Below are 26,189 nucleotides of genomic sequence, written 5' to 3' on the forward strand. Positions count from 1 at the left end.
CAATGAGTTCAAGCATCAGGGGAGACGTATATGGGCTCGTGGTTCGTGGTGTGGGTGCCGGATCTGGAGCGGTGGGGTGTCTTGCCTCCGGAGGGGGTGCTGGGGGTCCGCGGTCTGCCACAGGCAGTGGCACGGATCGGGCTGCGGCCCGGCGATCCGGTGTTCGTCCGGCCGGATGGTGCGGTGGATACGGATCTGCTGGACTTCGTCCGCTCGAAGGAGTTCCGGAGCCTGGAACGGGAGACGAAGCGGAACTACGCGACAGACATCCGGCTGCTGCTGGAGTTCCTGTCCTCACGACGGGTGCCGTGGCGGAAGGCCACCGAGCAGGATCTGGCCGACTACCGGAACTGGCGGTGCGAGGCGCCGGCGAATCCGGAGCGGATCAGTGGGACGAAGTGGAACCGGGAGGCGGCGGCGTTCACGAAGCTGTTCACGTGGGGGAAGGTCCGCCCGCTACCGGTCGACGTATCGCGACGTGAAGACCGGGCGGCGGACTCGGTCAGCGCGCGGGTGTCGTGGCTGACACCGCGGACCTGGGCTCTGTGGTCAGACATCGGGTTGCGTGGTCACGACAGGGCTGGAGCGCTGGTGCCGGAATGGGACGCGCGGACTGAGCTGCGCAACACATCCTTCGTGCAACTACTACTCAGCTCGGGGCTGCGACGCCAGGAGGGTGGATCGCTGCTGACGTTGGAGTTGCCCACGCAGCAACTGCGGCGCGGCAGGTACTGCCATGGGGCCATCGCCGGGGCGGTGACCAGAGCAAAGAAGGGAAGGACGTTCTACGCGTCGGTGGATGCGGTCGGGCAGATCGAGGCGTACATCGAGTCGGAGCGGGCGTGGGCGGTTCAGCGTGCCCAGGCGGAGGGGCGCTACGAGCGCCTGCCAGTGATGCGGCTGGTCACGAAGGTGACGCGCGGGCTGAAGCCGATGGTGGAGTGGGTGGACCAGGACGGTGTCATCGGCCGCCGGGAGCTGGGTCGGCTGGGGTGGCGCGAGCGGCAGTGGCTGTTCATGGAAGGGCCAGACGGGCCGGAGCCGGCCTGGCTGTGGCTGTCCGAGCAAGGCCTGCCGATGGCCCCGGACCGTTGGAATGGCGTTTTCCGGTCCGCGAACGTGCGCTGCGAAGAGGTCCTGCTTACGCCCGGGGAACGGCAATTGGGGCGTGGATTTCGGCTGGCGGAGGTACGCGGCAAGAGCCCGTACGCGACGCCGCACTCCGCCCGGCACTCGTACGCGCTCTACATGCTGGTGGTGCTGAACGAGTTGATGGAGAACCGCTACGGGCTCTCGCAGAAGGACCGGCGGGACTTCGCGTTGCTCTTCGGTGACCCGTGGTGGCTGGTGAAGACGCTGCTGGGGCACGCGGACGTGGAGACGACGAAGCGGCACTACCTGGCGCCCGTCGCGCACCTGCAGCTGGAGTCGATCCTCGCCGCCGCCGAGAACAGCGACGAGCAGGACGAGGAACGCGGAAACCTGGACGACGTCTTCGCACGGCTCGCACGTGAGTCGGCGGGTATCCAGGACATCGGCACTCTCCTCGGGGAGGCGTCGTGAGCCGACGTGGGCGCCGGGCTGGGCTTCCTCCGGTAGATCACCACATCGAATCGCCTCTGGCGTCGGACGGTCTGGTGGTCACCGTGGTCAACAAGGCGGGCTATGCGAAGGAGTTCGACTTCTCCGAGCTGCCGCTCCCCGAGCCCATGCAGCGCTCGATGGCCCGGTTGTACGCGGCTCGGTCGAGGGCCTGGACCAGCCATGACACCGCCAAGACCTGCTGGTCCAGGCTGATGACCTTCGCCACGTTCCTGTCCGAGCTCGAGAACACTCCGGAGGATCTGGACGGTGTGACTGTGGCGGTGCTCAAGCGCTGGCGCGCCCGGCACGTGAGTACCGTTACCGGCAAGGCCGTGCTGAGCACGGTGCGCCTTCTGCTGCAGCAGGACCCGCGATTCGCCGGCGGGCCCGTGACGGAGGAGCTGCTGCGGCGCTTCCCCACCGCGAAGCCCAGCAAGCAGTCCTACGAGGACGACGAACGCAAGCGCGTCGTCCTGGCCGCGCAGCGGCAGTTCAGGACGGCGCGACTGCGGATTGAGGAGAACACCCGCCTGCTGAGGGCGTGGCGTGCGGGAGAACCGGAGGAAGGCAGCCGGGACTGGCGGCTCGGGGAAGTCCTGAACCATCTCGCGCGAACGGGAGATGTCCCGCGCAGCATTCTGCCGAGCGGCCAGCCCCACGTGGACCACCGCAACCTCCTCGGTGGCGCTGGTCCTGAACAGACCTGGGGCCGGTTGTTCTTGTCGCGCTTGGAACTGACGGCGCTGGCCGTCCTCCTCTCCGACCGGTTCGCCTGGAACCTCAAGATCTACGACCGGATGCCCGCTCCCACCGCAGGCCCGTCCATGGGGGAGAAGACCTCGATCACCTACCAGGTTCAGGTGGAGAAGCACCGTGCGGGCCGGGGGAGGTGGTTCTCCACCGAGAACATCACCGACTCCGGCGCCGACTCCCCCGGAAGGCTGATCACGCAGGCGCTGGAGACCACCGCGCACGGCCGTGACCTGGCCGCCCGTCTGAGACCAGGCACAGACCTGCTGATGGTCGCGCGCCTATACGCCCCGGCTAAGGCCGCCCACCGGCACCAGGACACCGAGCGTCCGCGCCCGGTGGGCCCCTTGTCCTTCGGCATCGCCTACAACGACGCACAGCGCTGGCAGCAGGCGCACGACCTGGGCGGCTCGCCCTTCCAACGCGTACGCCGCACGACGGTGACTCGCGAGGGCCGCCCCCGGCAGCACTCCCAGAGCACCAACGAACGTGTCTACATCCTGCCCGACGCGAACGTTCAGCGCGCCTCACGGAGCGTCTTCGCGGACGGAGCCGAGGAAGCCCTGGAACAGGCTGAGACCGTGGTCTTCGGCGGGCATCTCGCTGACGCCCCGGACCCCGCCCACGATCAGACCGCGACGGCGGACTGCGAGGACGAGACGAGCAGCCCGTGGCCTACGCCGGAAGGTGGCTGCGGAGCTGACTTCATGCTCTGCCTGGCCTGTAAGAACGCCTACGTCCACCCCGGACATCACCCCCGCCTCGCGCTCCTGCAACAGCAGATCGCAAGCCTGCGCTCTGTACTGGACGACAGCGCGTGGAATGAACGGTGGCTGGACCACTCGCTGCGCCTGGAGGACCTGCGCGACAGAGTAGGCGCCGCAGCCTGGGATGCCGCCCGGGCTCGTGCCGGTAGCGACGACTCCGCCCTCGTCCACCTCCTGATGAAGGGAGACCTCGCACCGTGACCAGCGCTCTCGCCAACGAAGTCGACCCGTACATCCTGCCGACGCCTACCCCGGACAGCCCCGTCGTGCTGTCTCAGTGGATCAGCCCCGGCAACACCCACCCCAACTCCCGCTACCACGACCCTGTCTGGTCCCTGGCCCCACTCATCGACAATCCGGGCACCTCCCTGATCGCAATCCACTGGAAGAACTGCCCGGCATCCTTGCGGGACGAGGTGAAGCTCGTGGTCTGGGCACTGATCAACGGCGAGCGGAGACCCACCTTCCTCCGCACCAAGGGCCTCTCGGCCCGGGGCCGGGGCTCGGCCCCGACCATGATGCAGAAGTACTACGAGTGGTTCCGGCTGGCCCGCTGGCTGCACCAGCGGGGCATCACCCGCCTTGCGGACTGCACCGAGGACCAGTGGCGGGCCTACGCGGGCGAGCGCCGGGACGAGGGCATCAGCCGGATATACGCCGAGATGGTCTTCGGCTACTTCACGGACCTATGGGTGTACGACCAGCTCAGCGCCAGCCCCGCAGGCATCAGCTGCCCGCCGTGGGAGACCGAGGGCATCGACGACTACCTTCCCGCCGCCGACGGCGCGGACAACGTGGAGAATTCGACCGAACCGCTCGACCCGCAGGTCCTGGGCCCGCTGCTCATCTGGGCGCTGCGGTTCGTCGACGACTTCGCCGACGACATCCTGGCGGCCTGGGCCGAGCAGCGCCGCCTGATGGACGTGGCAGCGAGCAACACCGCCACCTCGGTGAGTCGGACCGCACTCAAGGAGCACTTGCTCCCGCTGGTCAACTCGGGAGCCCCGCTGCCCGCCGCTCACGTCAAGGGCAGGCTCTACCTGGCACGCGACTACGTCGCAGCGCACACCGGGGCCACCCACGCCCAGATCGAGCGACTCGTCAAGCTGCACAACATCCAGGACCTCGTCCTGGAGCGCCCGGCTCCCTGCCCGCTGAATGCTCCGGTCACCGGAGAGATCGAGGGCAGACCTTGGCGCGAACACATTTCCTTCGGCGAAGCCACCATGCTGATGCAGCACCTGGGCACTGCCGCCGCCATCGTGATCGTCTACCTCACCGGCATGCGCCCCCAGGAAGTCCAGGCCTTGCGCTCGGGCTGCTGCCCCGACCCCGATCCGACCACCGACGGCATGACGGGCCGACACCTGATCCGCAGCCACCACTTCAAGAACGTCCTCGACGACAACGGCAACCACGCCTCCGCCGGCGAGGTACGCGAAGTCCCTTGGGTCGCAATCGCCCCGGTTGTCCGCGCCATCCGTGTCCTGGAGCGCATGGTCCCCGAGGGGGAGCTCCTCCTCAGCGCTGCTCACCACGACGTCCATCGCCCCGGCGGCAAGCAGTACCAAGGAGCGATCCGGAAAACGTCCCTGAACCGGCGGATCGAGTCCTTCACCGTCTGGGCAAACCGCGAAGCCGAGGCCCAGGGGCTACCCGGTCAGGCTGTCCCAGAGGACCCGCACGGTGCGATCGGCATGTCCCGGTTCCGCCGCACCCTGGCCTGGCACGTCGCCCGCCGCCCCGGCGGGCTGATCGCCCTGGCCATCCAGTACGGCCATATGCGCACCGTCCTGGATACCCGTACCGCCAGCGGCTACGGTTCCCGCAGCCGCCGCGGCCTGCACAGCGTCCTCGACGTCGAGACCGCCCTGGCCGCAGCCGACACCGCCGCCCGCTTTCGCGACCGCACCGCGGCCGGCGAGAAGATCTCCGGCCCTGCAGCCCGCCGAGCCGTCACCGCCGCCGGACAAGCGCCCCGCTTCGAAGGTCGTCTCGTCCCCAAGACCTATGCGAAGAAAGCCACTGCGTTCCTGGCCCGGGACGGCATTGTCCTCTATGACAACCCCGACGCGTTCCTCATCTGTGCGTTCAAGCACGACAACGCGCTCTGTGAGCCCGAACCGGGTGCCACCGCTCCGAAGCAATACGCCTGTAAATCCGGCTGTGGCAACACGGTCCGCACCGACACCCATGCCCGCCAACTGCGTGCGAGAGCGGACGAGATCGACCAGCTCTCCGACCATGCCCCCGGCCCCATCGCCCGGAAACTGCGGGCCAACGCCGTCCGGCTCCGCGAGACGGCCACCCTCCATGACACCACTGCCCAGACCATTGAGGGCTTGACATGACTCAGCAGCACGCGGACGAGCGCACCCGTATCCGCGAGGCCATAGACCGACTCCTGGCTGGACAGGCCACCGTCTCCAACGGCAGCCTCACCGTCGCCGCTCTGGCCGTCGAAGCCGACGTCCACCGCATGGCCGTCATGAAGCGGCACGCAGACCTGAAGAACGAGTTCTACGAACGCGTCCGCAACGAGACCCAGCAGGTGCCTGAGGCCGAGCAGCGGCTCCGTGAAACCGTCACCAAGCTCAGGAAGACGATCTCGAACCAGAAGGCTGAGATCGAGGAACTCCGCCGCCAGGTCACCGCCCTCACACTCGCCAGCGCCGTCCTCGTCCAAGAGCAGGGCACGCTGACGGAACCGGCCCTGATTCCTGACAACATCGTGCCGATCCGCCCACCGACCGCCTGAGAGCCCCGGCCCACGGGACCACCCTGGTCATTCCCGCTTCGGGACGTCGAGTCTTGTTCCGTTTCAAGAAGCGATAGCGACCGCGGCTCGGCAAGCCCTGCTTCCTCCGGCGCCGTGGGGCGAGGCGGCTCGCGTATCTGGCGACGATGCATCGCACGAACTCGAGATGGGATTCAGCCACTGTGTGGGCTCAGGGGACGGCCCGATCGCCACGGTCATATCATCCGCAGTTACGTAACGAACGGGGACCAGCAGGCTCAACAGCGCTATGGGGCGAGCTGGTTGACGAACAGGGGGATTGCCGTGTCGACGCCAGTTGAGATTCTTGCAGCAGCGAGTGGCGCTGTTGCGGGAACGATGGGGACTGACCTTTACGGGTACACGCGCCAGCGCGTCGTGGGCCTTTGGCGACGCCGCAGGGGCGAAGGCGCCGCCGGCGAAGCCGAAGTGCTGGCTCGGCTTGACACGTTGGAACAGGCCGTGGCGGCAATCGAACCAGAACAGCGGGCTGCCATGGCCGGAGCCGTGCAGGTGCCGGTGCGGGAGATCCTCGCCACCTGTGTTGGTGAGGATCAGCCTGAGGCACTCCAGGAACTCATCGATGCACTGAAGGCACAGGGCGCTGAAACCCCCGTTGTCTCACAGCAGACCGTGACGGGGAACTTTGCCCTCGGCAACATCAACACCGCAGGCCGGGACAACAACCTTGGAGGCACTCGCTGATGTCGTCGCCGACCCCTACTCCGGCTGACTCTGCGGTGAAGCAGGACGTCGCGGACAATGTCGTCCTCGGCGACCAGAACATCGCTGGCCGAGACAACAACATCACGAACTACCTGACCGGACTACGACACCTGCGGCCGCACCCGGTAGACCCGGACAAGCTGATGCCGGCGAACCGCTTCGTCAGCCCTGGTGACAATTTCGCCAGAGCTGCGCAGGCCGTCCGACTGGCCCTCGGGAGTGCGGCGGACGTCCGCATCGTGGTCCTGCTCGCCCCCGAGGAACACGGCCGCAAGTCGGCTGGGCTCCGGCTGCTGGCGGCCACGAACGTTGCGAATAGTCGGGTGTCTGAGCTGTTGCCCGACTGGGACGAACCGGATGTGGCCTGCCTGCCGGAAGAGCGCGGCGCGGGGTATCTTCTCAATCTGCGCGGCGTCACTCAGCCTCTCCCTGACGCTTTCTACACCGACCTCGTGACTTACGCGTCCGGTCTGCGCAAGGCCGGCAGTTACATGGTCATCACGGCTACGAAAACAGTCTGGTCCCAGGCACGAGCAGGCGGATCCCATCCCGAGATTCTCGTGGTGGACATCGAACGACCCAAGCCCGATGACATCGTCAAGAGGTACTTGGAGAGTGACGAGAAGACGCAGGATCGCTCCGACTGGATCGACAACAAAGAAGGTGTGTTCTGCGGCCTTCTGCCCGAAGACTGCGCACCTGATGAAGCGGCTCGGCTGGCTTCGATCATTGCGAAGGCCAAGGACATCGAGGACAAGGATGCACTCGATGAGTTCAAGGGTTGGGAAGCCCACCTGAGTGACTGGTTCAGCGGCGGCGAAGATGGCGTGAGAACGCGAGGCGTCCGAATCGCGGGCGCCTATCTCGACAAGGCGCCCGCCGCGGTGGTGCTGAGCAGCGCTGACCTTCTGCTTGCCGCGCCGAAGATCAACCTCCCCATGCCCGAGGGCGGGCTCCTCGCGATGCCAGACGCGCCGAGCCGACTCGAACCGGCAGGTATGTCCTTCGACGGGGCCACAGGCATCGCGTCTCTCGTCCACGAGTCTCAAGGGCCTGCCATCCGGCGGTATCTCTGGACGCAGCACACGCAGTTGAGCCGAGAGGTGCTGACGCAGTGGCTTCAGGACATCAGCCAGGGCCCAGCCAAGGATCACCTGGGGGTCCTTGCTTCCGCGCTGACGCAACTCGCGGAGACGGTGGGCATCGCTCCCATCTTCGACCTCGCAACAGGGTGGCTCCGCGACGGCGATAAACAGCACCTGGATCTTGTTGGAGACCTCCTCTCTGATCTCGCTGTACACGCCACTCTGGGAAGTCAGGCAAGAGCCGAGTTGGCCAAATGGGCCGTCGGAAAGAAGGAGCCGACACGCCAGCGCGCAGTCGCCCGAGCCTGCTCGGGTGCATTCGGGAAGGAATACCCTAGTCAGGCATTGACTCGGGCACGCTACATCCTCAGCTCTCCCGGCTCTGACGAAGCTCTGAAGGACGCCACCAAGGCCGTGCGCGTGCTGGCATCTGACGCTGACCTTGCCCCTCTCGTGACCGACACAGTCGTCAAGTGGATCACGAACTCGGGCAAGTCGACTGGCACGGAACTGAGCGTCTTCTATGACGTCTTCAATGCGCCCTCAAGGGCCGATCAGTTGGAGAATTCACCTCTCGCGGTGGCGCTGACGCAGTCCGATGAGCCGGGTGACGCGATACGTCGGCGGCTGCTCGAAGGATGGCAGCACGTCATCGGGCAAAGCGAGGACATCTTCCATACTCAGCAGATCTTGCTCAGTTGGCGGCAGGCGGCGGAAAATGGGCTACTGCCGCAGAGCCCGGTCGTCGGAATCATCATTGCGCTCGGCCGCACCACCGGAATCGTCAACCCCCCGATCAGAGACGTCGTTAAGGCGGAAGGGCCGTTGAAGGACGCTCTGATTGTGGCCCTCTTCACTGAGGTCCAACGGACTTACAAGACGGTGCATGGCACTCCTGATGCGCCGTCCGGAGCCACACCCGCCGAGCAGAACCCGCAAGGCGCGAATGAGGCGGATCCCAGAACATAATGATTCTGATTCTCGACTGGCTGAAGGAGCGGCGAATCTCTGATCGTCGCTCCTTCTCCGCATCTCTGGAAAGCAAGGACCGTGGACTGCACTATCGCGCCGTTATTCGCTACCGGTGGTGGCTGAATCCTGACTCGCCTGCTCCTCGCCCCCTTGCCCCGGATGAAATGGCCCGTTACCTCCTGAGGGAAGAGTTGACGAGGGTGGCCCGCACATATCGACTGCTGGATCGTGCGGCGGCAGCGGACGCGATGAACTCTGTGCTTGGCCAAGAGCTTTCGGATCATGAGCAGCGACTCTGGGTGGTTGGACACGTCCGTATTCGAGTCCCCAAGCCGACAAGAGAGGCGGCGCTGCGGCGAGCTGCAGAAGAAGAGGTCCTGCGGTCAGCTCATGCGCGGGAAACAGTTGAACTCGATCTGCTGCTTGACCGTCTCACGGACCCGGTACTCGGTCCCGTCTGGTGGGTCAGCCGCTATGCCGATCTCCAGTTCGCGACCGGCGACCCCAAACAGAAGGTCGTTTCCGTTCTCGGGGCCTTCAAAGAGCTTCAGAAAACGCTCCACGCGGCGAGGATCGATCAGACATCGAATGAGAAGTTGCTCGTCCGCCGAAAGATCGAGGAAGTGTTCAACGTGATTGAAGATAAGGAGTCCCTGTCGCTGGCACTCCAGGTCATGAACCGCACCTTGGACCATCTGGGAATGCATAGGCCGGAGGTAGGGCAGGTGGGGGAGAGCGGCAGTGTGCGGAATACGCAGGCTGGGCCGCCACTAGCCTGAACGGGCAGGTGATTTTTACGTCAGGAGTGAAGTGTGATGCTATGGAAGAACCCGGTCCGGGGTATCCATTTCCTCCTGGCACCGCGCATGGCGCGGCGAATGTGGCTGTGGACGTTGGACAACCCTGGACTGAGCTATCAGGAGGCACTGCGATGGGAAGCCGCCTGGATCTGTGAGCGCGAACAGATGCGCGAGTCCCATGGATGGATGTGGCGTTGGAGGGCATCTCCGATAGAGCGAATGACGCTGCGCGTCACCTGTTTCAGGCCAACGACCAAGCAGCTCTCCGGGATTTCCCAGGCGCACGACGATCGGGAGCGGACGGTTCCGAACTCGCGATCGCCTACCAGGCCGCACTCCACCTCGCCGCCATCCTCATCTGGGCCGGGCGCTAACTAAGAGGATGTCTCACGTGGTGCGTTTTGCCAGCTTCTTGTAGCAGGTGAGAGCGGCTGCGAGGCCGAGGAAGGTGAGGAAGTGTGAGCCCTTCCGCTCGTATCGGACGGTGAGGCGGCGGTAGCCGAACAGCCAGGCGATCGACCGCGCGATCTTCCAGCGGTGCCGGCCGAGCCGTTCGCTCGACTCGATGCCCGGGCGGGCGATACGCGGAATGAGGCCGCGTTCACGCAGCCAGGCGAGGTGGTCGGCGGAGAAGTACGCCTTGGCGGCGCGAAGCTTGCCGGGGCGGCGTCGGCGTGGTCCGCGGCGGAGCGGATGGCGGTTATCCCGCGGATCAGTGGCTTGAGGGCGAGGCGGTCGTGGGTGTTCGCCGCGGACACAGCGACGGCCAGCGGGATGCCCTGGGCCTCGGACAGCACGTGCAGCTTGCTGCCCTTCTTGGCGCGATAGACCGGGTTCGGCCCGGTCAGCGAGCCCCCCCCCTTTTCGCCCGCACCGACGCCGCGTCGACGATCGCGGAGGTCCAGTCCAGCTCGCCCCGGGCTCCGAGTTCGTCCAGGACCGCCCGGTGCAGCCGCCGCCACAGCCCCGCTCTCGTCCACACAATGAACCGGCGGTGCGCGGTGGCGGGCGAGACGCCGAACGTCTCCGGCAGATGCCGCCAGGAACAGCCGCTGGTCAGGACGTACACCACCGCCGTGAGCACAGCCCGCTCGTCTCGCGGAGCAGTCCCGCAGCCTTGCGGACGGGACTTGAACGACGGCCCCACCGCCGGGGTCGCCCGTCCAACCACCAGTCAGGTTGGAAACGGCTCCTTCTATGTGCAGAGATGCGAGAGACAGCCAACACGCACCGGGGACTGGCAATAGTCTCGGCCCATGGCGACCTTCAACCAGCAGAACCAGACCGTTTACGGCGGCCAGAACAACGCCGAGACCATCAATCAGGTCCAGTACAGGACAGAACGCATCACCCTGGAAGCAGCTCGTGAACAGCTGGACGAGGTCATCGATGTCGCGTGCGCAGAGGACTCCCAGCTTGACCAACTAGGGCGAGACGAGCTAATTGCGGCCCGTCAAGACCTGGAGACAGGCGACACCGCTACCGCAACGCGGCGCCTTGAGCGTGCACGTGCTTGGCTCGCAGATTCTGTTGGGTTGGCGACACTGGCAGCAACCGTCGGCCAGATTGCCGGGGGCTTGAGTGGCTGAAGCAAGTTTCAATCAGAGCCGACAAAGCGTCACAGGAAACCAGTACAACGCTGAGCATATCGTTTTCGGAGCGACAGGCGGGCTGGATAGGGTCCGCCATGAGCTGGTCCTTGATATATACGCAGAGGGGAATACCCTACTGGACGACTTCTGTCGCACCGTGAGCGAGGTGCCGTTTCTTCATCTCGCCGACTGGTCAAAGAAAGTCGAATACCCTAAAGAATTCGAGTCGCGGTGCGATTCACTGCTGCGCCTACTACTGAAGGCCAAGGCGCTCGGCGTTCAGAAACGCGACTCCCCGCTAGATGATGTCCTCTCGATCCTACTCACCTGGATCAGGAGCATAAGGAAATTTATCGCTGGCGACCCGACGATCCAGCGAGCAACCGCAATGGAGGCAATCTTGGTGTACATGCATTCCTCGGAACATGGAGAAGATGCGCCTACAACCGGGGATCTAGTGGAATTGATGGCGGGGGACAAGATTCTATTGGGGTATAGCAATGTGGTACTCAGGAAATCAGTAACAGACGCCCTAGACATGCTGCGACATGCTGAATTTGGCGTCTGGTGACGCCATCGCAGACCTGACGACGGCCGGCCGGTACATCGAGATGGCGTCGCGCCCCCGAACCGGCCCTGCTCGATCTAGCCGCGCTCGCGATCTGTGGGTGGGTGAAGCCGTAGGCAGCGGTTGTCAGTGCCGTATGGGATGGTGCGTTTCAGACCTGACTATGGGAGGGGCCACGAGTACTTCGGACCGTCGTTCGTACATAAGGCGACAGAACCTTGCCGCGATGTCACTCGTCGAACGGCCGAGTGCTCTCGACGGCATGCCGCAGGCTCTCAATGATGTTTCCTGCCTGAACGTTGAGACGGTCGGACTCGTTGGCTTCCCACGTTGGGCTCATTCCGGCTGCGGCGGCATGACTGTGTGCTGCATCGATAAACGCCGTGAGGTCCTTCGTGAGCACGTCCATCTGATTCAGCATGGCGCGGACGCCTGCCTTCTTTGTGTCGGCGAGCTCGCGGTCACTGGGCGGTGGCGGCGCGTGGAACAGCGGCTGCTGACTCTGCCTTGGCAGAGCCGCAGGAGCGGTGTGCGGGGCCCGAGGTAGGCGGCCCCTAACCCTGGGGAAGGCGTAGTCGAACCACACCTGGTCGGCGGCCCCGCCAGATGTGTCGACATTCCCGAAGGCATCGACGCGTAGTGGGCGGCGGCCCTCTTCCATCGCGGCTGCCATCTCGCGAAGTAGCCCAACCGCCTGTATCCGCCGGGCGTTCATGGCGGTGAGCGCGGCCGGGATGCCGCGCCGGGTCCGGGTGCTGCGGCCTGGTTCGTCGTCCGCGCCGCGGTTGGCTTGGGCGCCCATGGAGCCGCGATCGGCGTCGGCGAGTTTGAACGCGGTCAGCCACTGCGGTGCTCGGTAGCGGATCAGCTCGTCGAAAGCTGCGTCATTCTTGTCCGCGATGGCGAGCAACTGGACGGCGTTCATACCGCTGAGGACAATGCCGTCGCGGGCGCTGATGACCCCAACAGTGGCGTCGTCCACGCGCGGGTTCCACGCTTCCGGCCAGCTCGCCGAGCACAGTGCGGAGTAGGCGCGCAGCCGCTCGACCGTGTGCTGTGAGTTCAGGGCCTCGCCCTCAGGCTCAGCCATCGCCTTGCGGATCAGAGATCGTCGGCGGTCCCCTCTGGCCGGGAAAAACTCGGTGAGCAACAGCATGCAGCGCAGGTCACGCTGCTCACAAACACCCGCCTCCGGCGTACACTCGGGCAGTCGCGTGATCGGCAGGTCTCCAGTGAGCACACCGAACATGGTGTTGTCGATGAGCCCGGCCTCTCGGTACTTCGCCAACACATGACGGCCGATCGCGCGTGCCTGGTCGTTCGGTGTGAAGTCTAGGTTCGCGTGTACGTGATCGCGCCGGTTCCCGGCCTGCGCGACCTGGAGCAGGACTTCCGGTTTGGTGCATCCGACGATGAGCTTGGCATCCATGACAGCGACCTGGAGCGCGAGTCGCGCCGGATGCTCGTCCGAATCGGCGTGCTTCAGTTCGGCGGTGCGCTCAGCCGCCCACTGCTGAAGGGCGGCGGTCACGTCCGGCGCCGTGAGGAGCGTCGCTTGGTCGGTCTTAAGGATGCGGTGGCGCGACTTCGTCCGGTTGTTGCCCTTTACAGTGGGCCAGGCCCAGAAATCACCCTCAGGTGTGCGGTAGACCTGCGCGACCATCACGCAGGGTACCTTCTGCCCGTTCACCTTGAGGTCGTTGGTCAGGTCATAGCGGCGGCGGCCGTCGCCTGTACTGAGCAGTTTTGAGGCGCGGCGGATTACCTCGCCGACGTGATCCACACTCGGCATCGTGACGCTCAGCGCGGCCGCCGGTCTTCCGTTGGAGTCATGCCAGACCTCGGCCGGCGGGAGCATCCACTCGGCGGTGCCCGAAGCCGGGTCGGCGGGAGAGTTCCAGCTTGAGTTATCGCGTTCGTTGCGTTCCCAGGTGCTGCCGGCACATCCGAACAGCCGTACAGACAGCTCCAGGGCCGTTTCGCCGTCTCCGTCCACGGAGCGCAGGCGATCGGGGCGAATGCGTTCAGGCACTCCCTCGACGCTGACGAGGTCCTCGATCGGCTCGGCGACGTAGGCGAATGCCGCGGCAAGCGCCTCACGGGGGGCGTTGACCCCATCGGTGGCGAGGGCAGCCGCGACCAAGCGGTCGATGGTTTCTCGAGTGCACGGATCCGGATACGCAGATAACGGCGTGGTGGTCACGGTACGGGAGGCCTCTGATACGTAGAGTGAAAAGAGTGATGAGATGCTAGCGCTTCAGCGAGCCGATTGTGGACTTTCGCCGATGCGCTGCCGCGCGCACGATGTGCTGTGCCTGTCGCGAGTCGACCAGATCCGTCGATCCAGGTCCGCCGTGTGGTGGGAAACTAGGTTTCCTCTCCTTGGATAGCGTCGTGCCCAGACGAGGGTGGAGTGCGGCCTGGTAGGCGATCGCGAGTTTGTTGATGGGTGTGGCCAGGTCTGGAACGGGCCGAGTTTGCCGGGCTGGACTGGCCCGGGGCGAGTTGGTGCCGTAATTCCACATGGTGGCCCTGAACGTGATTCGGTGATCGGCCCACCGCCATCCCGCGAACCGGATCAGCCGGCATCAGCGGCTCGATCCGGTCCCACATGGCACCAGTGATCACTAATCGGGCAGGTGCATCCCATCAGCTGGTCAAACCACCCATGAGCCACGCCTCCAGTTCCGTCACGGATGGCGCCCATGGTCCGGCAACGCTGATCACGGAACTTGAGACGCAAGGTGAGAATCTGAACAGAAGAACTTGACAGGGAACAGCGCGAGCAGGACCACGATGCCGGCGTCGATGCCGATCGGGAAGACGACCGAGAAGGCGCCGAAGCCCTTCTTCTCGGCCAGGGCGCGGACCGCCGCGTAGGAGCCGGTGAAGCCGATCGCCGCGATCAGGGCCGCGCCGGCGATGACCACGCCGATCAGGACGCGGTGCGTACGGGTCAACTGCGCGGTCTGTGTCGCGGACACCCGCGGTCCCTCCCCGGACTCGACGAATCGGGGCCCTAGCGTTGCACACCCGTTCACGCCGAGCCGGGGAGGGCCGGGGCGGTGCCGCCGGCCGGTGTTCCCGGGGGAGGTCAGGCGTTGTTGGCCTTGGTGGCGGCGGTGACGGCTTCCTTGGTGGCGGCCTGGGCGGCCTTCAGCAGGTCGTTGCCGTTGGGGTCGTCGGCGCCGGCCATCCCCGCGCCGTTGTAGTTGACGGTGACGACGATGTTGGCGGTGCGGGCAACGATCGTCGTGTTCTTGAAGTCGTTGCCCTCCTTCGCGATGTCGTAGGTGATGGCGGTGGCCGCGTCACCGGTGCCCGCGGTCGCCACGGTGGCGACCTTCTTGGCGCCCTGGGTGCCCTTGGCGTCGTTGATCTGCTGGGTGTAGAAGTCCGTGGCGCGCTTCTCGCCCGAGCCGACGCTCGGGTCGGAGTCGTAGCGCTGGAAGGCGACGTCCAGCCAGCGGAACTGGGTGCCGTCGACGCCCTGTTCGTCCGAGCTGGTCCAGGAGCAGGCGCCGCGGACGGTCGGGTCGGTGGACTTGCCCTGCGAGCCGGCCGCGTCCTTCACCTTGGGCAGCAGCTTGTCGATGGTGTCCTTGGAGAACGCCGTGCACGGGTTCGGCAGCTTCTTGAACTTCGCGGCGGCGACGGTCGGCGACGGCGCGGTGCTGGCGGCGGCGCTGGACGAGCCGGAGGGAGTGCTGTCACCGGAGCTCTTGCTGTCCGAGCCGGAGCACCCGGCGACGAGCAGCATCGGTACTGCTGCGCAGGTGAGGAGGCCGGCGAGTCGCTTGGCTGATCGGTGCATGGTTCCTTCGCTGTTCGTCGTCGTCGAGTCGGTGCGGACCCTTGTGGCGTGTGGTGGCCCGGCCCCGGGGTCGGGGCGGGTCCTAGGGCACGGTACGCGGCGGAGCGAGGCGACTGCCCGGTTCGTCACAACTGGAAAGTTGGATGAATGGGGCAGTCTCGGGCATTTATCCCTTTCCGGGATATCGGTCCATAGCGGGCTTATTCGCTGAGGCTGTCGGCGAGTTCGCCGGCCAACGAACGGGCCTTGTCCTGCAGTTCCTGGCTTTCCGGCAGCTGCGTCTTGTCGGTGGACCACTGGTCGTAGGTGAGCGTCACGATGACGTTCGACGTGCGAAAGACCACAGTGATGTCGCGGTGCACACCGGAGTCCGTGGTGATCAGCTGGTCGTTGAGGAAGGCCGCGTCGCCGAGTCCGTCCAGGACGCGCGGGGCGAGCGGGCTGCCGGGGCCCGTGGCGGGGTCGGAGGGCGTCCCGGACGGGGAGGTCGACGGGGAGGCCGACGGGGTCGGGGTCGCCGGGGTGGCGTCGCCGTCCGTCTTCTTGCCGCCCGCGTCGGCGTCCTTGCCGTCGCCCTGGCCCGTGGCGCTGGCCGTCGGCTTCGGCTGGTCCGTGGGCTTGCCCTTCGGCTGGTCCTTCGGGCTGGCCGAGGCCGAGGGGGAGCCGGAGCCGTCGGACGGGATCTTGGCGGCCTGCTCCTTGCCGAGGTAGATCTCCTGCGCCCGGTCGTCGTCGCTGACCGCGGCGTTGTACGAGACCGCGCGCTGGATGTCGAGCGTGAGGTGGCGGGTGCCCTCGGTGGTCTCCCGCGTCCACTGGCAGCCGACCCGGCGATCGGTGTCGTAGGTGACGTCGGCCCGGCCGGCGTAGATCTTCCGTGCGTCCGCCGGGGACAGCGGCTGGCCGTCGCCGGGCAGCATGTCGCGCAGGGTGCCGCGGGAGGGCAGGCCACAGGCCTCCGGCAGGGTCTGGTAGCGGCCGGGCTGGGCGGACTGGCTGGCGGCGGTGGTGTCGCCGCCCTTGCCGTCGCTGCTGCCGGTGCCGGTGGTGGAGCCGCTGGAGCAGCCGGTGAGACCGGCGGCCAGGGCCGCGGTGACCAGCAGTGCGGCACCGGGTACGAACGACTTGCGCGGCATCGTTCGCGGCTCCTTCCCTGCGGAAATGCGGTTGCCGCCGGATGGCGGCAGCTGGACACAATGTCTACCGCACGTCTCGCCGTGAACGCCGGTTCGCCGTCCATGATCAGGCGCATTGTCCGGCTTTTGCGTTTTTCAGCTTTTCGGGGGAATGGGTTAGATATGTCGTACACCGAAGTGCCCGGCGCCCAGGTGCCGATCCGGATGTGGGCCGACCCGGCCACGGTCGAGGGCGTCGCGATGCAGCAACTGCGCAACGTCGCCACGCTTCCGTGGATCCAGGGGCTGGCCGTGATGCCGGACGTGCATTTCGGCAAGGGGGCCACCGTCGGCTCGGTCATCGCGATGCGCGGGGCGGTCTGCCCGGCCGCCGTCGGCGTGGACATCGGCTGCGGCATGAGCGCGGTCAAGACCTCGCTCACCGCCGACGACCTGCCCGCCGACCTCTCCCGTCTGCGCTCCCGCATCGAGCAGGTGATTCCGGTCGGCCGGGGGATGCACGACGATCCCGTGGACCCGCGCCGGATCCACGGCTTCCCCGCCGCCGGCTGGGACGACTTCTGGGGCCGCTTCGACGGGGTGGCCGAGGCGGTCAAGTTCCGGCACGAGCGGGCCGCCAAGCAGATGGGTTCGCTGGGGTCCGGCAACCACTTCATCGAGTTCTGCCTCGACGAGACCGGCTCGGTCTGGCTGATGCTGCACTCCGGCTCCCGCAACATCGGCAAGGAGCTCGCCGAGTACCACATCGAGCAGGCCCGGAAGCTGCCGCACAACCAGGGGCTGGTCGACCGCGACCTCGCCGTCTTCATCGCGGACACCCCGCAGATGGCGGCGTACCGCAACGACCTCTTCTGGGCGCAGGAGTACGCCCGGCACAACCGGGACGTGATGATGGCCCTGTACCAGGACGTCGTCCGCAAGGAATTCCACAAGGCCCGGCCGGTCTTCGAGCCGGTGATCTCCTGCCACCACAACTACGTGGCGGAGGAGACCTACGAGGGCGTGGAACTGCTGGTGACCCGTAAGGGCGCGATCCGGGCCGGCAGCGGCGACTACGGGATCATCCCGGGCTCGATGGGCACCGGCTCGTACATCGTCCGGGGCTTGGGGAACGCGGCGTCCTTCAACTCCGCCTCGCACGGCGCCGGCCGCAAGATGAGCCGGAACGCCGCGAAGAAGCGCTTCTCCACGCGTGACCTGGAGGAGCAGACGCGGGGCGTGGAGTGCCGTAAGGACTCCGGCGTCGTCGACGAGATCCCCGGCGCCTACAAGCCGATCGAGAAGGTCATGGAGCAGCAGCGGGACCTCGTGGAGGTCGTCGCCAAGCTCAAGCAGGTCGTCTGCGTCAAGGGGTGAGCGGGGCGGGGTGCCGGGTCGGCCGTCGACGGCCGACCCGGCACCCCGCCGTCGTCTCTGCTGCCGCGCCGCTCAACTGCTGCGGTGCACCTTGGTGTTGGACGCCTGCGCCCGGGGGCGGACGACGAGCAGGTCGATGTTGACGTGCGGGGGACGGGTGATCGCCCAGGCGACGGTGTCGGCGACGTCCTCCGCGGTGAGCGGGGCCTCCACGCCCGCGTAGACCTTGGCGGCCTTGTCGGAGTCGCCGCGGAAGCGGGTGGTCGCGAACTCCTCGGTCCTGACCATGCCGGGCGCCACCTCGATGACCCGTACCGGCTCGCCGCACAGCTCCAGGCGGAGCGTCTCGGCGAGGACATGCGCACCGTGCTTGGCGGCCACATAACCGCCGCCGCCCTCGTACGTCGCGTGCCCGGCGGTGGAGGACAGGACGACGACGGTGCCGTCGCCGGAGGCGGTCAGCGCGGGCAGCAGCGCCTGCGTCATGTGCAGCACGCCGAGCACATTGACCTCGTACATCGCGCGCCAGTCGGCCGGGTCACCGGTGGCGACGGGCTCCGCACCGAGGGCGCCGCCGGCGTTGTTGACCAGTACGTCGACGGAGGGGAAGCGGTCGAGGGAGCGCGCGAAGGCGTCGACGGCGGCACGGTCGGTGACGTCGAGCGCGTACGCCTCGGCGTGCGGCAACGTGTCGGCGAGGGCCTCGATGCGGTCCTTGCGGCGGGCGGTGAGCACGACGCGGTAGCCGGCGGAGGCCAGCGCCCGTGCGGTCGCGGCGCCGATGCCGCTGCTCGCTCCGGTGACGACGGCGGTACGGATGCCGGCGGAATCGGCGGTCATGGTGCGCTCCCTCTGCACGGTGCGTGTGCGAACGGCGAGCCGTGGTGCGGCTCGTGAAGCCTTGTGCGGGCGGTGAACCGGGTCGGTGACCAGGTCCGTGAACCGGGGCCGTGCACCGTGGTGCGGTGCGTGAATCCCGGTGTGGTTCGTGAGCGGCGGTCCGGGTGGTGCGACTGCTGTGAGTGGTGCGGGTAGTGCGGCTGCTGTGAGTGGTGCGGATGGTTCGGGTGGTGCGGCCGCTGTGGGTGGTCCGGGTGGTTCGAGTGGTGCGTGGCCAGGATATGCAGTGGGGATTGGCGGGTTGACGGGCGGAGGGGCGCCGGGGTCGGGCGGTGCCGGAGCGTGAAGGGGGCGAGCCGCGGCCGGTCGGATCAGCGGCCGCGCGGTGCGTACATGATCACGGCCATGCCGGCCAGGCAGATCAGCGCGCCGATGACGTCCCAGCGGTCGGGGCGGTAGCCGTCCGCGACCATGCCCCAGGCCAGCGACCCGGCGACGAACACCCCGCCGTACGCGGCGAGGATCCGACCGAACTCGGCGTCCGGTTGGAGCGTGGCCACGAAGCCGTAGACCCCCAGGGCGATCACCCCGGCGCCGATCCACGCCCAGCCCCGGTGTTCCCGCACCCCTTGCCACACCAGCCAGGCACCGCCGATCTCGAAGAGCGCGGCGACGACGAACAGGGCGGCGGAACGAGCGATGAGCATGCCGTTCAGCGTAAGGAGACGAGCGGGTCCGGGCGAGGACGGGGCGGGGCGGGGACGCCCCGGGCCCGGCCGCCGGTGGTTCATATCTCTTCGCCGGGGCGCAAGGGGCGAGCCGCGGCCGGAGCGGGGAGGGCGATCGTGCTGCCGGACCCGGACCCGGACCCGGACCCGGACCCGGACCCGGACCCGGAACCGGTCCCGGCCCGGACGCGGCCGGGCGACGGCTCAGGACGGCTTCGTCGCCGCCCCCAGCGACCGTCCGGCGATCCGCCGCAGATGGCCGTCGAAGACCCGCCGCGCCTCGGGCGTCAGCGTCCGCAGGGCCACCATCGCCGTCACGATGACATCGCACAGCTCCGCATGGACGTCCTCCCAGCTGTGGCTGTGCCCCTTGCGCGGATTCTGGCCGACGGCCCCGATGACGGCCTGGGCCACCTCGCCCGCCTCCTCCGAGAGCTTCAGGATGCGCAGCAGCCGCTCCTGCTCCGCCGGCAGCGCACTCTCCCGGTCGAGCCAGCCGACGAGCGCGGCGACGGTGTCCCAGGGGGCCGCGTCATCGGAGGCGACGCCGGAACGGGCAGGAGGAGAAGGGGAGTTGGTGTCCGCAACGGGACCCGGGGAGGTGGCGGCGGGATCAGACATGGCCCGATTGTGCCGCTCGTTCCCCGTCCTGCGCCCCCGTCGCCCCTAGGGTGAGGCGGCAACCGGCCACGGGCCGGCGGCCGGTGGACCGGCGAGCACCCTCTCGGCACGGTGGACGAGCGGAAGGCGGCCAGACGGATGGACGAGCACCCCGCGATGCCCCACGACCGACTCCCACAGGAGTTGGTCGCGTTCTACGGGCTGACCCGGTTGCCCCGTGAAGGCGGCTGGTGCCGGCGTACGTGGGCGGGGCCGCAGCGGCCGGACGGACGACCGGAGGGGTCGGCGATCGTGATGCTGCTGACCGCCGAGCCGGGCGTCTACGCCGCGCTGCACCGGCTGCCGACCGACGAGATCTGGCACTTCTACGGGGGTGATCCGCTCGCTCTGCTCCTGCTCTCCGAGGCCGGCGACGCGGGCGGTGCGGGCGGCGGTGCCGGCGGTGCGGCCCGCACGGTCGTCCTCGGCCCGGATGTCCTGGGTGGGCAGCATGTGCAGTTCACGGTGCCGGCCGGCACCTGGATGGCCGCCGAGGTCGCCGCCGGCGGGTCCTGGACGCTCTTCGGCTGCACGATGGCGCCCGGCTTCACCTTCGCGGACTATGAGCACGGGGAGGCGGGGGCGCTGGCCGCGCGGTTCCCCCAGGAGGCGGTGCGGATCGGGGCGCTGAGCCGGGCATGACAGTGGTGCGGACCCCTCATGAGCCGAACGCCGGGGGAGCGGTGGGTGCTTCCGAACGGGCCGGCGCACAGGGCCGATTCGGCCGGACGGGCTCCCCAACCGGGCCGTCGGGCACGGCCCCCGCGTACGGGGCGGCAGCCCCGGTCGACGTCCTCCCCGACCTCACCGGTCACGTCGTGCTCGTCACCGGGGCGTCGGGCGGGATCGGTCGGGGGATCGCGATGCGGTTCGCCGCGGCCGGGGCGGATGTGGTGGTGCACTACCGCACGGGGAGCGAGGCCGCGCGGGCGCTGGTCGACGAGATCGAGCGGAGCGGCCGGAACGCGCTCGCGCTGCGCGCCGATCTGGCCGTGGAGGAGGAGTGCCATCGGCTGGTCGCGGAGGCGGCCGGCTGGCGGGGGCGGCTGACCGCGCTGGTCAACAACGCGGGCGTGCAGCCCACCCAGGAGCTGGCCGGGATGTCGCTGGCCGACTGGCGGGCCGTCGCCGACCCCGACGTGCACAGCGTCTTCGCCTGCACCCAGGCCGCGGCGGCGGTGATGCGCGGGTCCGGCGGCGGGTCGGTGACCCATATCGCCTCGATCGAGGCGGACCGCCCGGCGCCACGGCACGCCCACTACTGCGCGGCCAAGGCGGCGGTGGTGATGCACGCCCGGTCCGCGGCGCTGGAGTACGGGCCGTACGGGATCCGCGTCAACAGCGTCTCGCCGGGGCTGATCGCCCGGCCCGGCCTGGCCGACGACTGGCCCGAGGGGGTGCGCCGCTGGCAACAGGCGGCCCCCACCGGGCGGTTGGGGCGCCCGGAGGACGTCGGCGACGCCTGTGTCTTCCTCGCCTCGCCGATGGCCTCGTGGATCACCGGCCATGACCTCGTCGTGGACGGCGGCGTCTCGGCCCGGCCGACATGGTGAGCCGACCCGCGGGGTGGGTGGGCCCGCGGCCCGGCATCGGCCCGCGGCGCTGCGCCGCCCGGGCCGCGGCGGTCGGCTTCGCTACGGCCACACCAGGCAGTACGCCTGATGGCCCGCCTCGTGGAGCCGGTGGGAGAAGTCCTGCCACTCGTGGAGGAGCTGGTAGACGCTGAAGGCGTCGCGCGGGCCGCCGCGGTCGGGGACGGTGGACCAGATGAAGGCGGCCGCGCCGACGGACTCCTCGCCGACGCCGCGCAGCGGGTCGACCACGGTCATGGGGAGCTTCACGACGGCGTAGTCGGGGTGGAGGACGACCAGTTCCAGCGGGGGGACCTTGTGCAGCGGTATGCCCTCTATACCGGTGAGGACCATGGCGGCCATGGTCTCCGGCTTGATCTTGGTGAACATGCCGCCCATGCCGAGCTCGTCACCGCCGAGTTCCTCGGGACGCATCGAGATCGGGACTCGGGCAGCCGTGGCGCCATTGGGTGCGCCGAAGTATTTGTACGTCACCCCCATGCGGCCGCCCCTGGTTTCCCCGCCCGTAATGCTCTCGGTGCTCTTGGGCGGGTCGTCGCTGACGTTCTCGGAGCCCTCGCGCCGGTGACGGCCGCGCTGGGCGCGCTCGGGACCCCGGTCATTGGTTCCCTCGCCCAGTTCGCCACCGCGATGCATATCTCCACCCGACCACTCGCAGCCCCAGCCGCGCAACCCGATCATCGTCTCAGAGACCTCCCCCGTTGCCGGCGCGTGAAACGCCCGGCCGCACGCCCCCGTGCGCCTCTGAGACCATTGCTTGCGTGACTTACTCGTACGACGCCCCAGTTTCGCAGACGCGCGGGGGCTGACGCCCGGTCGAGAGCGAGAGGAACGAAAAAAGAAACCAAGAGGGAATGAAGCGGAATCGCGTGACGGGCCGGGTGGTCCGCGGGGCGATTCCCGTACCGCAGTCAGCCGGGCCGTGTCCGTGCGCCGCCGCCCTCCTCCCCCGTATATGCAGGTCAGGATCACAGTGTCTTTTCCGTATGAAGCCCCTGTTTCGCAGTCGCTGTTCGACCGCGCGTCCGTGGTGACGCCGGGCGGCGTGAATTCTCCGGTGCGGGCGTTCCGAGCCGTGGGCGGTACGCCCCGGTTCATGGTGTCCGGTACCGGTCCATACCTCACTGATGCCGATGGCCGGGAATATGTCGACCTGGTGTGCTCGTGGGGGCCGATGATCCTCGGCCACGCGCACCCCGAGGTGATCGCCGCGGTCCAGGAGGCGGTCGCCCGCGGGACGTCCTTCGGGACGCCCGGTGCCGGCGAGGTCGAGCTGGCCGAGGAGATCGTGGCGCGGATCGCCCCGGTCGAGCAGGTGCGCCTGGTGTCGTCCGGCACCGAGGCGACGATGTCGGCGATCCGGCTGGCGCGCGGCTTCACCGGCCGGGCCAAGGTGATCAAGTTCGCCGGCTGCTACCACGGGCACGTGGACGCGCTGCTGGCCGCGGCCGGTTCGGGCGTGGCCACGTTCGGGCTGCCGGACACCCCCGGGGTGACCGGTGCGCAGGCCGGCGACACCATCGTGCTGCCCTACAACGACCTGGCCGCCGTCCGTGCCGCGTTCGCCGCGCACGAGGGCGAGATCGCCTGTGTGATCACCGAGGCGTCGCCGGGCAACATGGGCGTCGTCCCGCCGCTGCCGGGCTTCAACCAGGGGCTCGCCGACCTCTGCGCCGAGAACGGCGCGCTGTACATCTCCGACGAGGTCATGACCGGCTTCCGGGTCAGCAAGGCCGGTTGGTACGGCATCGACGGGGTCCGCCCGGACCTGATGACCTTCGGCAAGGTGATGGGCGGCGGCTTCCCGGCTGCGGCCTTCGGCGGCCGGGCGGACGTCATGGCGCACCTCGCCCCGGCCGGGCCGGTGTACCAGGCGGGCACCCTGTCGGGGAACCCGATCGCCACCGCAGCCGGCGTCGCGCAGCTGCGGCTGCTGGACGACGCCGCCTACGAGAAGGTCGACGCGGTCTCCGCCGAGGTCCGCGGGCTGGTCACCGAGGCGCTCGCCAAGGAGGGCGTGGCGCACCGGCTCCAGGTCGCCGGGAACATGTTCTCGGTGTTCTTCACGGACGCCGAGGTGACGGACTACGAGACGGCGAAGGCGCAGGAGTCGTTCCGCTTCACCGCCTTCTTCCACTCGATGCTGGCGCAGGGCGTCTACCTCCCGCCGTCCGCTTTCGAGTCCTGGTTCGTCTCCACCGCGCACGACACCGCGGCCGTCGAGCGGATCGCCGCCGCACTGCCGGCCGCCGCCCGGGCCGCGGCCGAGGCGACCGCATGAACGGCACCGAGGCCACGAGCGGTACGGAGCGGAAGACGGGCGACATGAGCAGCGGCGAGAAGAACGGCGACGAGATCACCGTCGTGCACCTGATGCGGCACGGCGAGGTGCACAACCCCGAGGGCGTGCTCTACGGCCGCCGGCCCGGGTACCACCTCTCCGACCTGGGTCGGAAGATGGCCGACCGGGTCGCCGAGCACCTCGCGGAGCGGGACATCACACATGTGGTGGCCTCGCCGCTGGAGCGCGCGCAGGAGACCGCGTCGCCGATCGCCGAGGCGCACGGCCTGGCGATCGCCACCGACGAGCGGCTGATCGAGGCGGCCAACGTCTTCGAGGGCAAGACCTTCGGGGTGGGCGACGGCGCGCTGAAGAAGCCGGGCAACTGGAAGTACCTGACCAATCCGTTCCGGCCCTCGTGGGGCGAGCCGTACATCGAGCAGGTGGTCCGGATGATGGCGGCGCTCGGCGCGGCCCGGGACGCGGCCCGCGGGCACGAGGCGGTGGCGGTCAGTCACCAGCTGCCGATCTGGATCGTGCGCAGCTTCGCCGAGCGGCGCCGGCTGTGGCACGACCCGCGCAAGCGGCAGTGCACGCTGGCCTCGCTGACGTCGTTCACCTTCCACGGTGACAAGATCATCTCGGTGGGGTACAGCGAGCCGGCGCGCGACCTGGTTCCCTCCCACCTGCTGGCCGGCGCCAAGCCCGCGAAGGGGAAGTCCAAGGCTTTCGGGGCCTGAAAAGCCGTTACATGGCGAAATGTCAAATTTTCCGGAAACGGAAAGTATGAGCGAATAACGCGGAACCTCACCGTCCGGCATGCCCTCTACCACGGTGTCCGTTTATATGGATATCGGGTTCGTTGAGCACGGATGGGGAACGACGCTATGGGCGCGGTCAGTCGGCGGAGTCTGCTGGGGATGGGCGTGGGGGCAGCCGCCGCACTGGGTGTCGCCGGGTGCTCCGCCTCGGGGCAGGGTGGCGCGGAGGGGCAGCGGGTCAAGAACGCGGTGCCGGCCCGCCCCAAGCTCATCGGCGACGGCTCGACCGCTGACTACGGCAAGCAGCCGCACCAGCCCGGCGCGCCCGAGCGGCTGGAGCCGGGGCAGACCCCGCCGCAGTTCGTGATCTTCTCGTGGGACGGGGCGGGAGAGGTCGGCAACGGCCTCTTCCCCCGGTTCCGCAAGCTCGCCAAGGACCACGGCGCGGCCATGACCTTCTTCCTCTCCGGGCTCTACCTGCTGCCCGAGGACAAGAAGCACCTCTACCTCCCGCCGAACAACAAGCCCGGCGCCTCCGCCATCGGCTACCTCAACAACGACCACATACGGGAGACGCTCGACAACGTCCGCCAGGCGTGGTTCGACGGACACGAGATAGGGACCCACTTCAACGGCCACTTCTGTGGCGACGACCGGACGTCCGTCAAGCACTGGACGCCCGCGCAGTGGCAGTCCGAGATAGACCAGGCCATGGCCTTCGTCACGAAGTGGCGCACGAACACCGGATTCGACGACGCCGAACCGCTGCCCTTCGACTACCGCAAGGAACTGGTCGGCGCCCGGACGCCCTGCCTGCTCGGCCAGGAGAACCTGCTGCCCACCGCCCGGAAGCTGGGGTGGCGCTACGACGCCAGCTCGCCCGGCGGTCGCCAGGTCTGGCCTCGGAAGAAGCAGGGCATATGGGACTTCCCGCTCCAGCAGATACCTTTCCCCGGGCACTCCTTCGAGGTGCTCTCGATGGACTACAACATCCTGGCCAACCAGTCCAAGAACTCCACCAAGGCGCCGCCGGCCAACTACCCGGGCTGGCGCCGGCAGGCCGCCGACGCCTACATCTCCGGATTCCGCCGGGCCTACGAGACCAACCGCGCGCCGTTCTTCATCGGCAACCACTTCGAGCAGTGGAACGGCGGCATCTACATGGACGCCGTCGAAGAGGCGCTCAAGCACATCGCCAACGAGCGGAACAGGGACGTCCGGCTGGTCTCCTTCCGCCAGTTCACCGACTGGATCGACGCCCAGGACCCCCGGGTCGTCCACAAGCTCCAGGGGATGGGCGTCGGCCAGCGGCCGGCCGGCGGCTGGAAGAGCTACCTCACCGAGGTCTGACCCGGCCCGCAAGTCCGCACAACGCGCCGGAAGCTGTCGTTCCGTAGGGTC

Annotated in this window: 22 protein-coding genes and 3 pseudogenes; 15 read left to right on the forward strand and 10 right to left on the reverse strand. The window is 68.0% G+C overall.

Annotation, left to right across the window (positions count from 1 at the left end; translation table 11 throughout):
- Positions 1-30 precede the first annotated feature (30 nt).
- The 7 genes from SNOUR_RS21650 (at position 31) to SNOUR_RS21680 (ending at position 9,439) form a co-directional block, all read left to right on the forward strand.
- Positions 31-1,563, forward strand: a complete 1,533-nt coding sequence (locus tag SNOUR_RS21650) for a site-specific integrase (protein ID WP_067349718.1) — start codon at positions 31-33, stop codon at positions 1,561-1,563.
- A gap of 83 nt (positions 1,564-1,646) precedes the next feature.
- The gene (locus SNOUR_RS21655; RefSeq protein ID WP_312633099.1) at positions 1,647-3,302 is read left to right on the forward strand and encodes a hypothetical protein; all 1,656 of its coding nucleotides are present in this window, start codon (positions 1,647-1,649) and stop codon (positions 3,300-3,302) included.
- A complete protein-coding gene (locus tag SNOUR_RS21660) occupies positions 3,299-5,452 on the forward strand; it encodes an integrase (RefSeq protein WP_067349722.1) in 2,154 nt (717 codons plus the stop codon). The genes SNOUR_RS21655 and SNOUR_RS21660 overlap by 4 nt, the downstream gene beginning before the upstream one ends.
- Positions 5,449-5,859, forward strand: coding sequence for a hypothetical protein (locus SNOUR_RS21665; protein WP_067349725.1), 411 nt, complete (start codon positions 5,449-5,451; stop codon positions 5,857-5,859). The genes SNOUR_RS21660 and SNOUR_RS21665 overlap by 4 nt, the downstream gene beginning before the upstream one ends.
- A gap of 303 nt (positions 5,860-6,162) precedes the next feature.
- Positions 6,163-6,582: a hypothetical protein gene (locus SNOUR_RS21670; RefSeq protein WP_159425891.1), complete on the forward strand. Its 420-nt coding sequence runs from the start codon at positions 6,163-6,165 to the stop codon at positions 6,580-6,582.
- Positions 6,583-6,617: 35 nt separating this feature from the next.
- Positions 6,618-8,657 carry a hypothetical protein gene (locus tag SNOUR_RS21675; protein ID WP_067349732.1) on the forward strand — a complete coding sequence of 680 codons (2,040 nt, stop codon included), beginning with the start codon at positions 6,618-6,620 and terminating at the stop codon, positions 8,655-8,657.
- Positions 8,657-9,439 carry a hypothetical protein gene (locus SNOUR_RS21680; RefSeq protein WP_159425892.1) on the forward strand — a complete coding sequence of 261 codons (783 nt, stop codon included), beginning with the start codon at positions 8,657-8,659 and terminating at the stop codon, positions 9,437-9,439. The genes SNOUR_RS21675 and SNOUR_RS21680 overlap by 1 nt, the downstream gene beginning before the upstream one ends.
- A gap of 408 nt (positions 9,440-9,847) precedes the next feature.
- On the opposite strand, the pseudogene SNOUR_RS43225 reads toward SNOUR_RS21680, so the two are convergent.
- A pseudogene (locus SNOUR_RS43225) lies at positions 9,848-10,634 on the reverse strand (IS5 family transposase).
- Positions 10,635-10,716: 82 nt separating this feature from the next.
- Here SNOUR_RS43225 and SNOUR_RS21695 point away from each other — a divergent pair.
- The gene (locus tag SNOUR_RS21695; RefSeq protein ID WP_067349745.1) at positions 10,717-11,049 is read left to right on the forward strand and encodes a hypothetical protein; all 333 of its coding nucleotides are present in this window, start codon (positions 10,717-10,719) and stop codon (positions 11,047-11,049) included.
- Positions 11,042-11,623: a hypothetical protein gene (locus SNOUR_RS46265; RefSeq protein ID WP_159425893.1), complete on the forward strand. Its 582-nt coding sequence runs from the start codon at positions 11,042-11,044 to the stop codon at positions 11,621-11,623. Before SNOUR_RS21695 ends, SNOUR_RS46265 begins: the two co-directional genes overlap by 8 nt.
- A 226-nt stretch (positions 11,624-11,849) precedes the next feature.
- Here the strand turns inward: SNOUR_RS46265 and SNOUR_RS21700 are convergent, their stop codons facing one another.
- From SNOUR_RS21700 to SNOUR_RS21715, 5 genes and pseudogenes are all read right to left on the reverse strand, one after another.
- Positions 11,850-13,823: a hypothetical protein gene (locus SNOUR_RS21700; RefSeq protein ID WP_159425894.1), complete on the reverse strand. Its 1,974-nt coding sequence runs from the start codon at positions 13,821-13,823 to the stop codon at positions 11,850-11,852.
- A gap of 295 nt (positions 13,824-14,118) precedes the next feature.
- Positions 14,119-14,233 (reverse strand): annotated as a pseudogene (locus tag SNOUR_RS49275) (IS5/IS1182 family transposase); the annotation flags it as partial.
- Between the two features lie 164 nt (positions 14,234-14,397).
- Positions 14,398-14,604, reverse strand: a pseudogene (locus tag SNOUR_RS21705) (DUF2637 domain-containing protein); the annotation flags it as partial.
- Between the two features lie 110 nt (positions 14,605-14,714).
- On the reverse strand, positions 14,715-15,434 hold the full coding sequence (locus SNOUR_RS21710; protein ID WP_067349751.1) for a DUF3558 family protein: 720 nt from the start codon (positions 15,432-15,434) through the stop codon (positions 14,715-14,717).
- 200 nt (positions 15,435-15,634) lie between these two features.
- A complete protein-coding gene (locus SNOUR_RS21715) occupies positions 15,635-16,570 on the reverse strand; it encodes a hypothetical protein (RefSeq protein WP_067349754.1) in 936 nt (311 codons plus the stop codon).
- A 162-nt stretch (positions 16,571-16,732) separates the two neighbouring features.
- On the opposite strand from SNOUR_RS21715, the gene SNOUR_RS21720 reads away from it, so the two are divergent.
- Complete coding sequence (locus SNOUR_RS21720; RefSeq protein ID WP_067349757.1) at positions 16,733-17,926, forward strand: RtcB family protein; 1,194 nt, start codon at positions 16,733-16,735, stop codon at positions 17,924-17,926.
- A 72-nt stretch (positions 17,927-17,998) separates the two neighbouring features.
- On the opposite strand, the gene SNOUR_RS21725 is transcribed toward SNOUR_RS21720, so the two are convergent.
- The 3 genes from SNOUR_RS21725 to SNOUR_RS48425 all read right to left on the reverse strand — a co-directional run bounded on the left by SNOUR_RS21725 (position 17,999) and on the right by SNOUR_RS48425 (position 20,115).
- Positions 17,999-18,766: an SDR family NAD(P)-dependent oxidoreductase gene (locus SNOUR_RS21725; protein WP_067349760.1), complete on the reverse strand. Its 768-nt coding sequence runs from the start codon at positions 18,764-18,766 to the stop codon at positions 17,999-18,001.
- A gap of 371 nt (positions 18,767-19,137) precedes the next feature.
- Positions 19,138-19,473, reverse strand: coding sequence for a YnfA family protein (locus SNOUR_RS21730; protein ID WP_067349762.1), 336 nt, complete (start codon positions 19,471-19,473; stop codon positions 19,138-19,140).
- Positions 19,474-19,698: 225 nt separating this feature from the next.
- Positions 19,699-20,115, reverse strand: coding sequence for a MazG-like family protein (locus SNOUR_RS48425; protein WP_067349765.1), 417 nt, complete (start codon positions 20,113-20,115; stop codon positions 19,699-19,701).
- Between the two features lie 138 nt (positions 20,116-20,253).
- On the opposite strand from SNOUR_RS48425, the gene SNOUR_RS21740 reads away from it, so the two are divergent.
- Both SNOUR_RS21740 and SNOUR_RS21745 read left to right on the forward strand, forming a co-directional pair.
- Positions 20,254-20,796 carry a cupin domain-containing protein gene (locus SNOUR_RS21740; RefSeq protein ID WP_067349767.1) on the forward strand — a complete coding sequence of 181 codons (543 nt, stop codon included), beginning with the start codon at positions 20,254-20,256 and terminating at the stop codon, positions 20,794-20,796.
- Positions 20,797-20,837: 41 nt separating this feature from the next.
- Positions 20,838-21,707 carry an SDR family NAD(P)-dependent oxidoreductase gene (locus SNOUR_RS21745; protein ID WP_376738534.1) on the forward strand — a complete coding sequence of 290 codons (870 nt, stop codon included), beginning with the start codon at positions 20,838-20,840 and terminating at the stop codon, positions 21,705-21,707.
- Between the two features lie 81 nt (positions 21,708-21,788).
- Here SNOUR_RS21745 and SNOUR_RS21750 read toward each other — a convergent pair whose 3' ends face one another.
- On the reverse strand, positions 21,789-22,382 hold the full coding sequence (locus tag SNOUR_RS21750) for a hypothetical protein (protein WP_078875854.1): 594 nt from the start codon (positions 22,380-22,382) through the stop codon (positions 21,789-21,791).
- A 319-nt stretch (positions 22,383-22,701) separates the two neighbouring features.
- Between SNOUR_RS21750 and hemL the strand changes: the two genes are divergently transcribed.
- The 3 genes from hemL (at position 22,702) to SNOUR_RS21765 (ending at position 26,138) form a co-directional block, all read left to right on the forward strand.
- On the forward strand, positions 22,702-24,027 hold the full coding sequence (gene hemL / locus SNOUR_RS21755) for a glutamate-1-semialdehyde 2,1-aminomutase (RefSeq protein WP_079142819.1): 1,326 nt from the start codon (positions 22,702-22,704) through the stop codon (positions 24,025-24,027).
- Positions 24,028-24,071: 44 nt separating this feature from the next.
- Positions 24,072-24,767, forward strand: coding sequence for a histidine phosphatase family protein (locus SNOUR_RS21760; RefSeq protein WP_067358615.1), 696 nt, complete (start codon positions 24,072-24,074; stop codon positions 24,765-24,767).
- Between the two features lie 147 nt (positions 24,768-24,914).
- Positions 24,915-26,138 (forward strand): polysaccharide deacetylase family protein, encoded by a 1,224-nt coding sequence (locus SNOUR_RS21765; protein ID WP_067349769.1) that lies wholly within the window; start codon positions 24,915-24,917, stop codon positions 26,136-26,138.
- The last annotated feature ends 51 nt before the right edge of the window (positions 26,139-26,189 follow it).

It is taken from the genome of Streptomyces noursei ATCC 11455, assembly GCF_001704275.1.
Lineage (GTDB): Bacteria > Actinomycetota > Actinomycetes > Streptomycetales > Streptomycetaceae > Streptomyces > Streptomyces noursei.

Excerpts from the sequence above, each read along its gene's own strand:
- SNOUR_RS21710 (WP_067349751.1), bottom strand. The coding sequence starts at position 15,434 with ATGCACCGATCAGCCAAGCGACTCGCCGGCCTCCTCACCTGCGCAGCA.
- hemL (WP_079142819.1), top strand. The coding sequence starts at position 22,702 with ATGCAGGTCAGGATCACAGTGTCTTTTCCGTATGAAGCCCCTGTTTCG.
- SNOUR_RS21730 (WP_067349762.1), bottom strand. The coding sequence starts at position 19,473 with ATGCTCATCGCTCGTTCCGCCGCCCTGTTCGTCGTCGCCGCGCTCTTC.
- SNOUR_RS21750 (WP_078875854.1), bottom strand. The coding sequence starts at position 22,382 with ATGCATCGCGGTGGCGAACTGGGCGAGGGAACCAATGACCGGGGTCCC.
- SNOUR_RS21720 (WP_067349757.1), top strand. The coding sequence starts at position 16,733 with ATGTCGTACACCGAAGTGCCCGGCGCCCAGGTGCCGATCCGGATGTGG.
- SNOUR_RS21650 (WP_067349718.1), top strand. The coding sequence starts at position 31 with ATGGGCTCGTGGTTCGTGGTGTGGGTGCCGGATCTGGAGCGGTGGGGT.
- SNOUR_RS21695 (WP_067349745.1), top strand. The coding sequence starts at position 10,717 with ATGGCGACCTTCAACCAGCAGAACCAGACCGTTTACGGCGGCCAGAAC.
- SNOUR_RS21665 (WP_067349725.1), top strand. The coding sequence starts at position 5,449 with ATGACTCAGCAGCACGCGGACGAGCGCACCCGTATCCGCGAGGCCATA.
- SNOUR_RS21715 (WP_067349754.1), bottom strand. The coding sequence starts at position 16,570 with ATGCCGCGCAAGTCGTTCGTACCCGGTGCCGCACTGCTGGTCACCGCG.
- SNOUR_RS21760 (WP_067358615.1), top strand. The coding sequence starts at position 24,072 with ATGAGCAGCGGCGAGAAGAACGGCGACGAGATCACCGTCGTGCACCTG.
- SNOUR_RS21725 (WP_067349760.1), bottom strand. The coding sequence starts at position 18,766 with ATGACCGCCGATTCCGCCGGCATCCGTACCGCCGTCGTCACCGGAGCG.
- SNOUR_RS21740 (WP_067349767.1), top strand. The coding sequence starts at position 20,254 with ATGGACGAGCACCCCGCGATGCCCCACGACCGACTCCCACAGGAGTTG.
- SNOUR_RS21765 (WP_067349769.1), top strand. The coding sequence starts at position 24,915 with ATGGGCGCGGTCAGTCGGCGGAGTCTGCTGGGGATGGGCGTGGGGGCA.
- SNOUR_RS21680 (WP_159425892.1), top strand. The coding sequence starts at position 8,657 with ATGATTCTGATTCTCGACTGGCTGAAGGAGCGGCGAATCTCTGATCGT.
- SNOUR_RS48425 (WP_067349765.1), bottom strand. The coding sequence starts at position 20,115 with ATGTCTGATCCCGCCGCCACCTCCCCGGGTCCCGTTGCGGACACCAAC.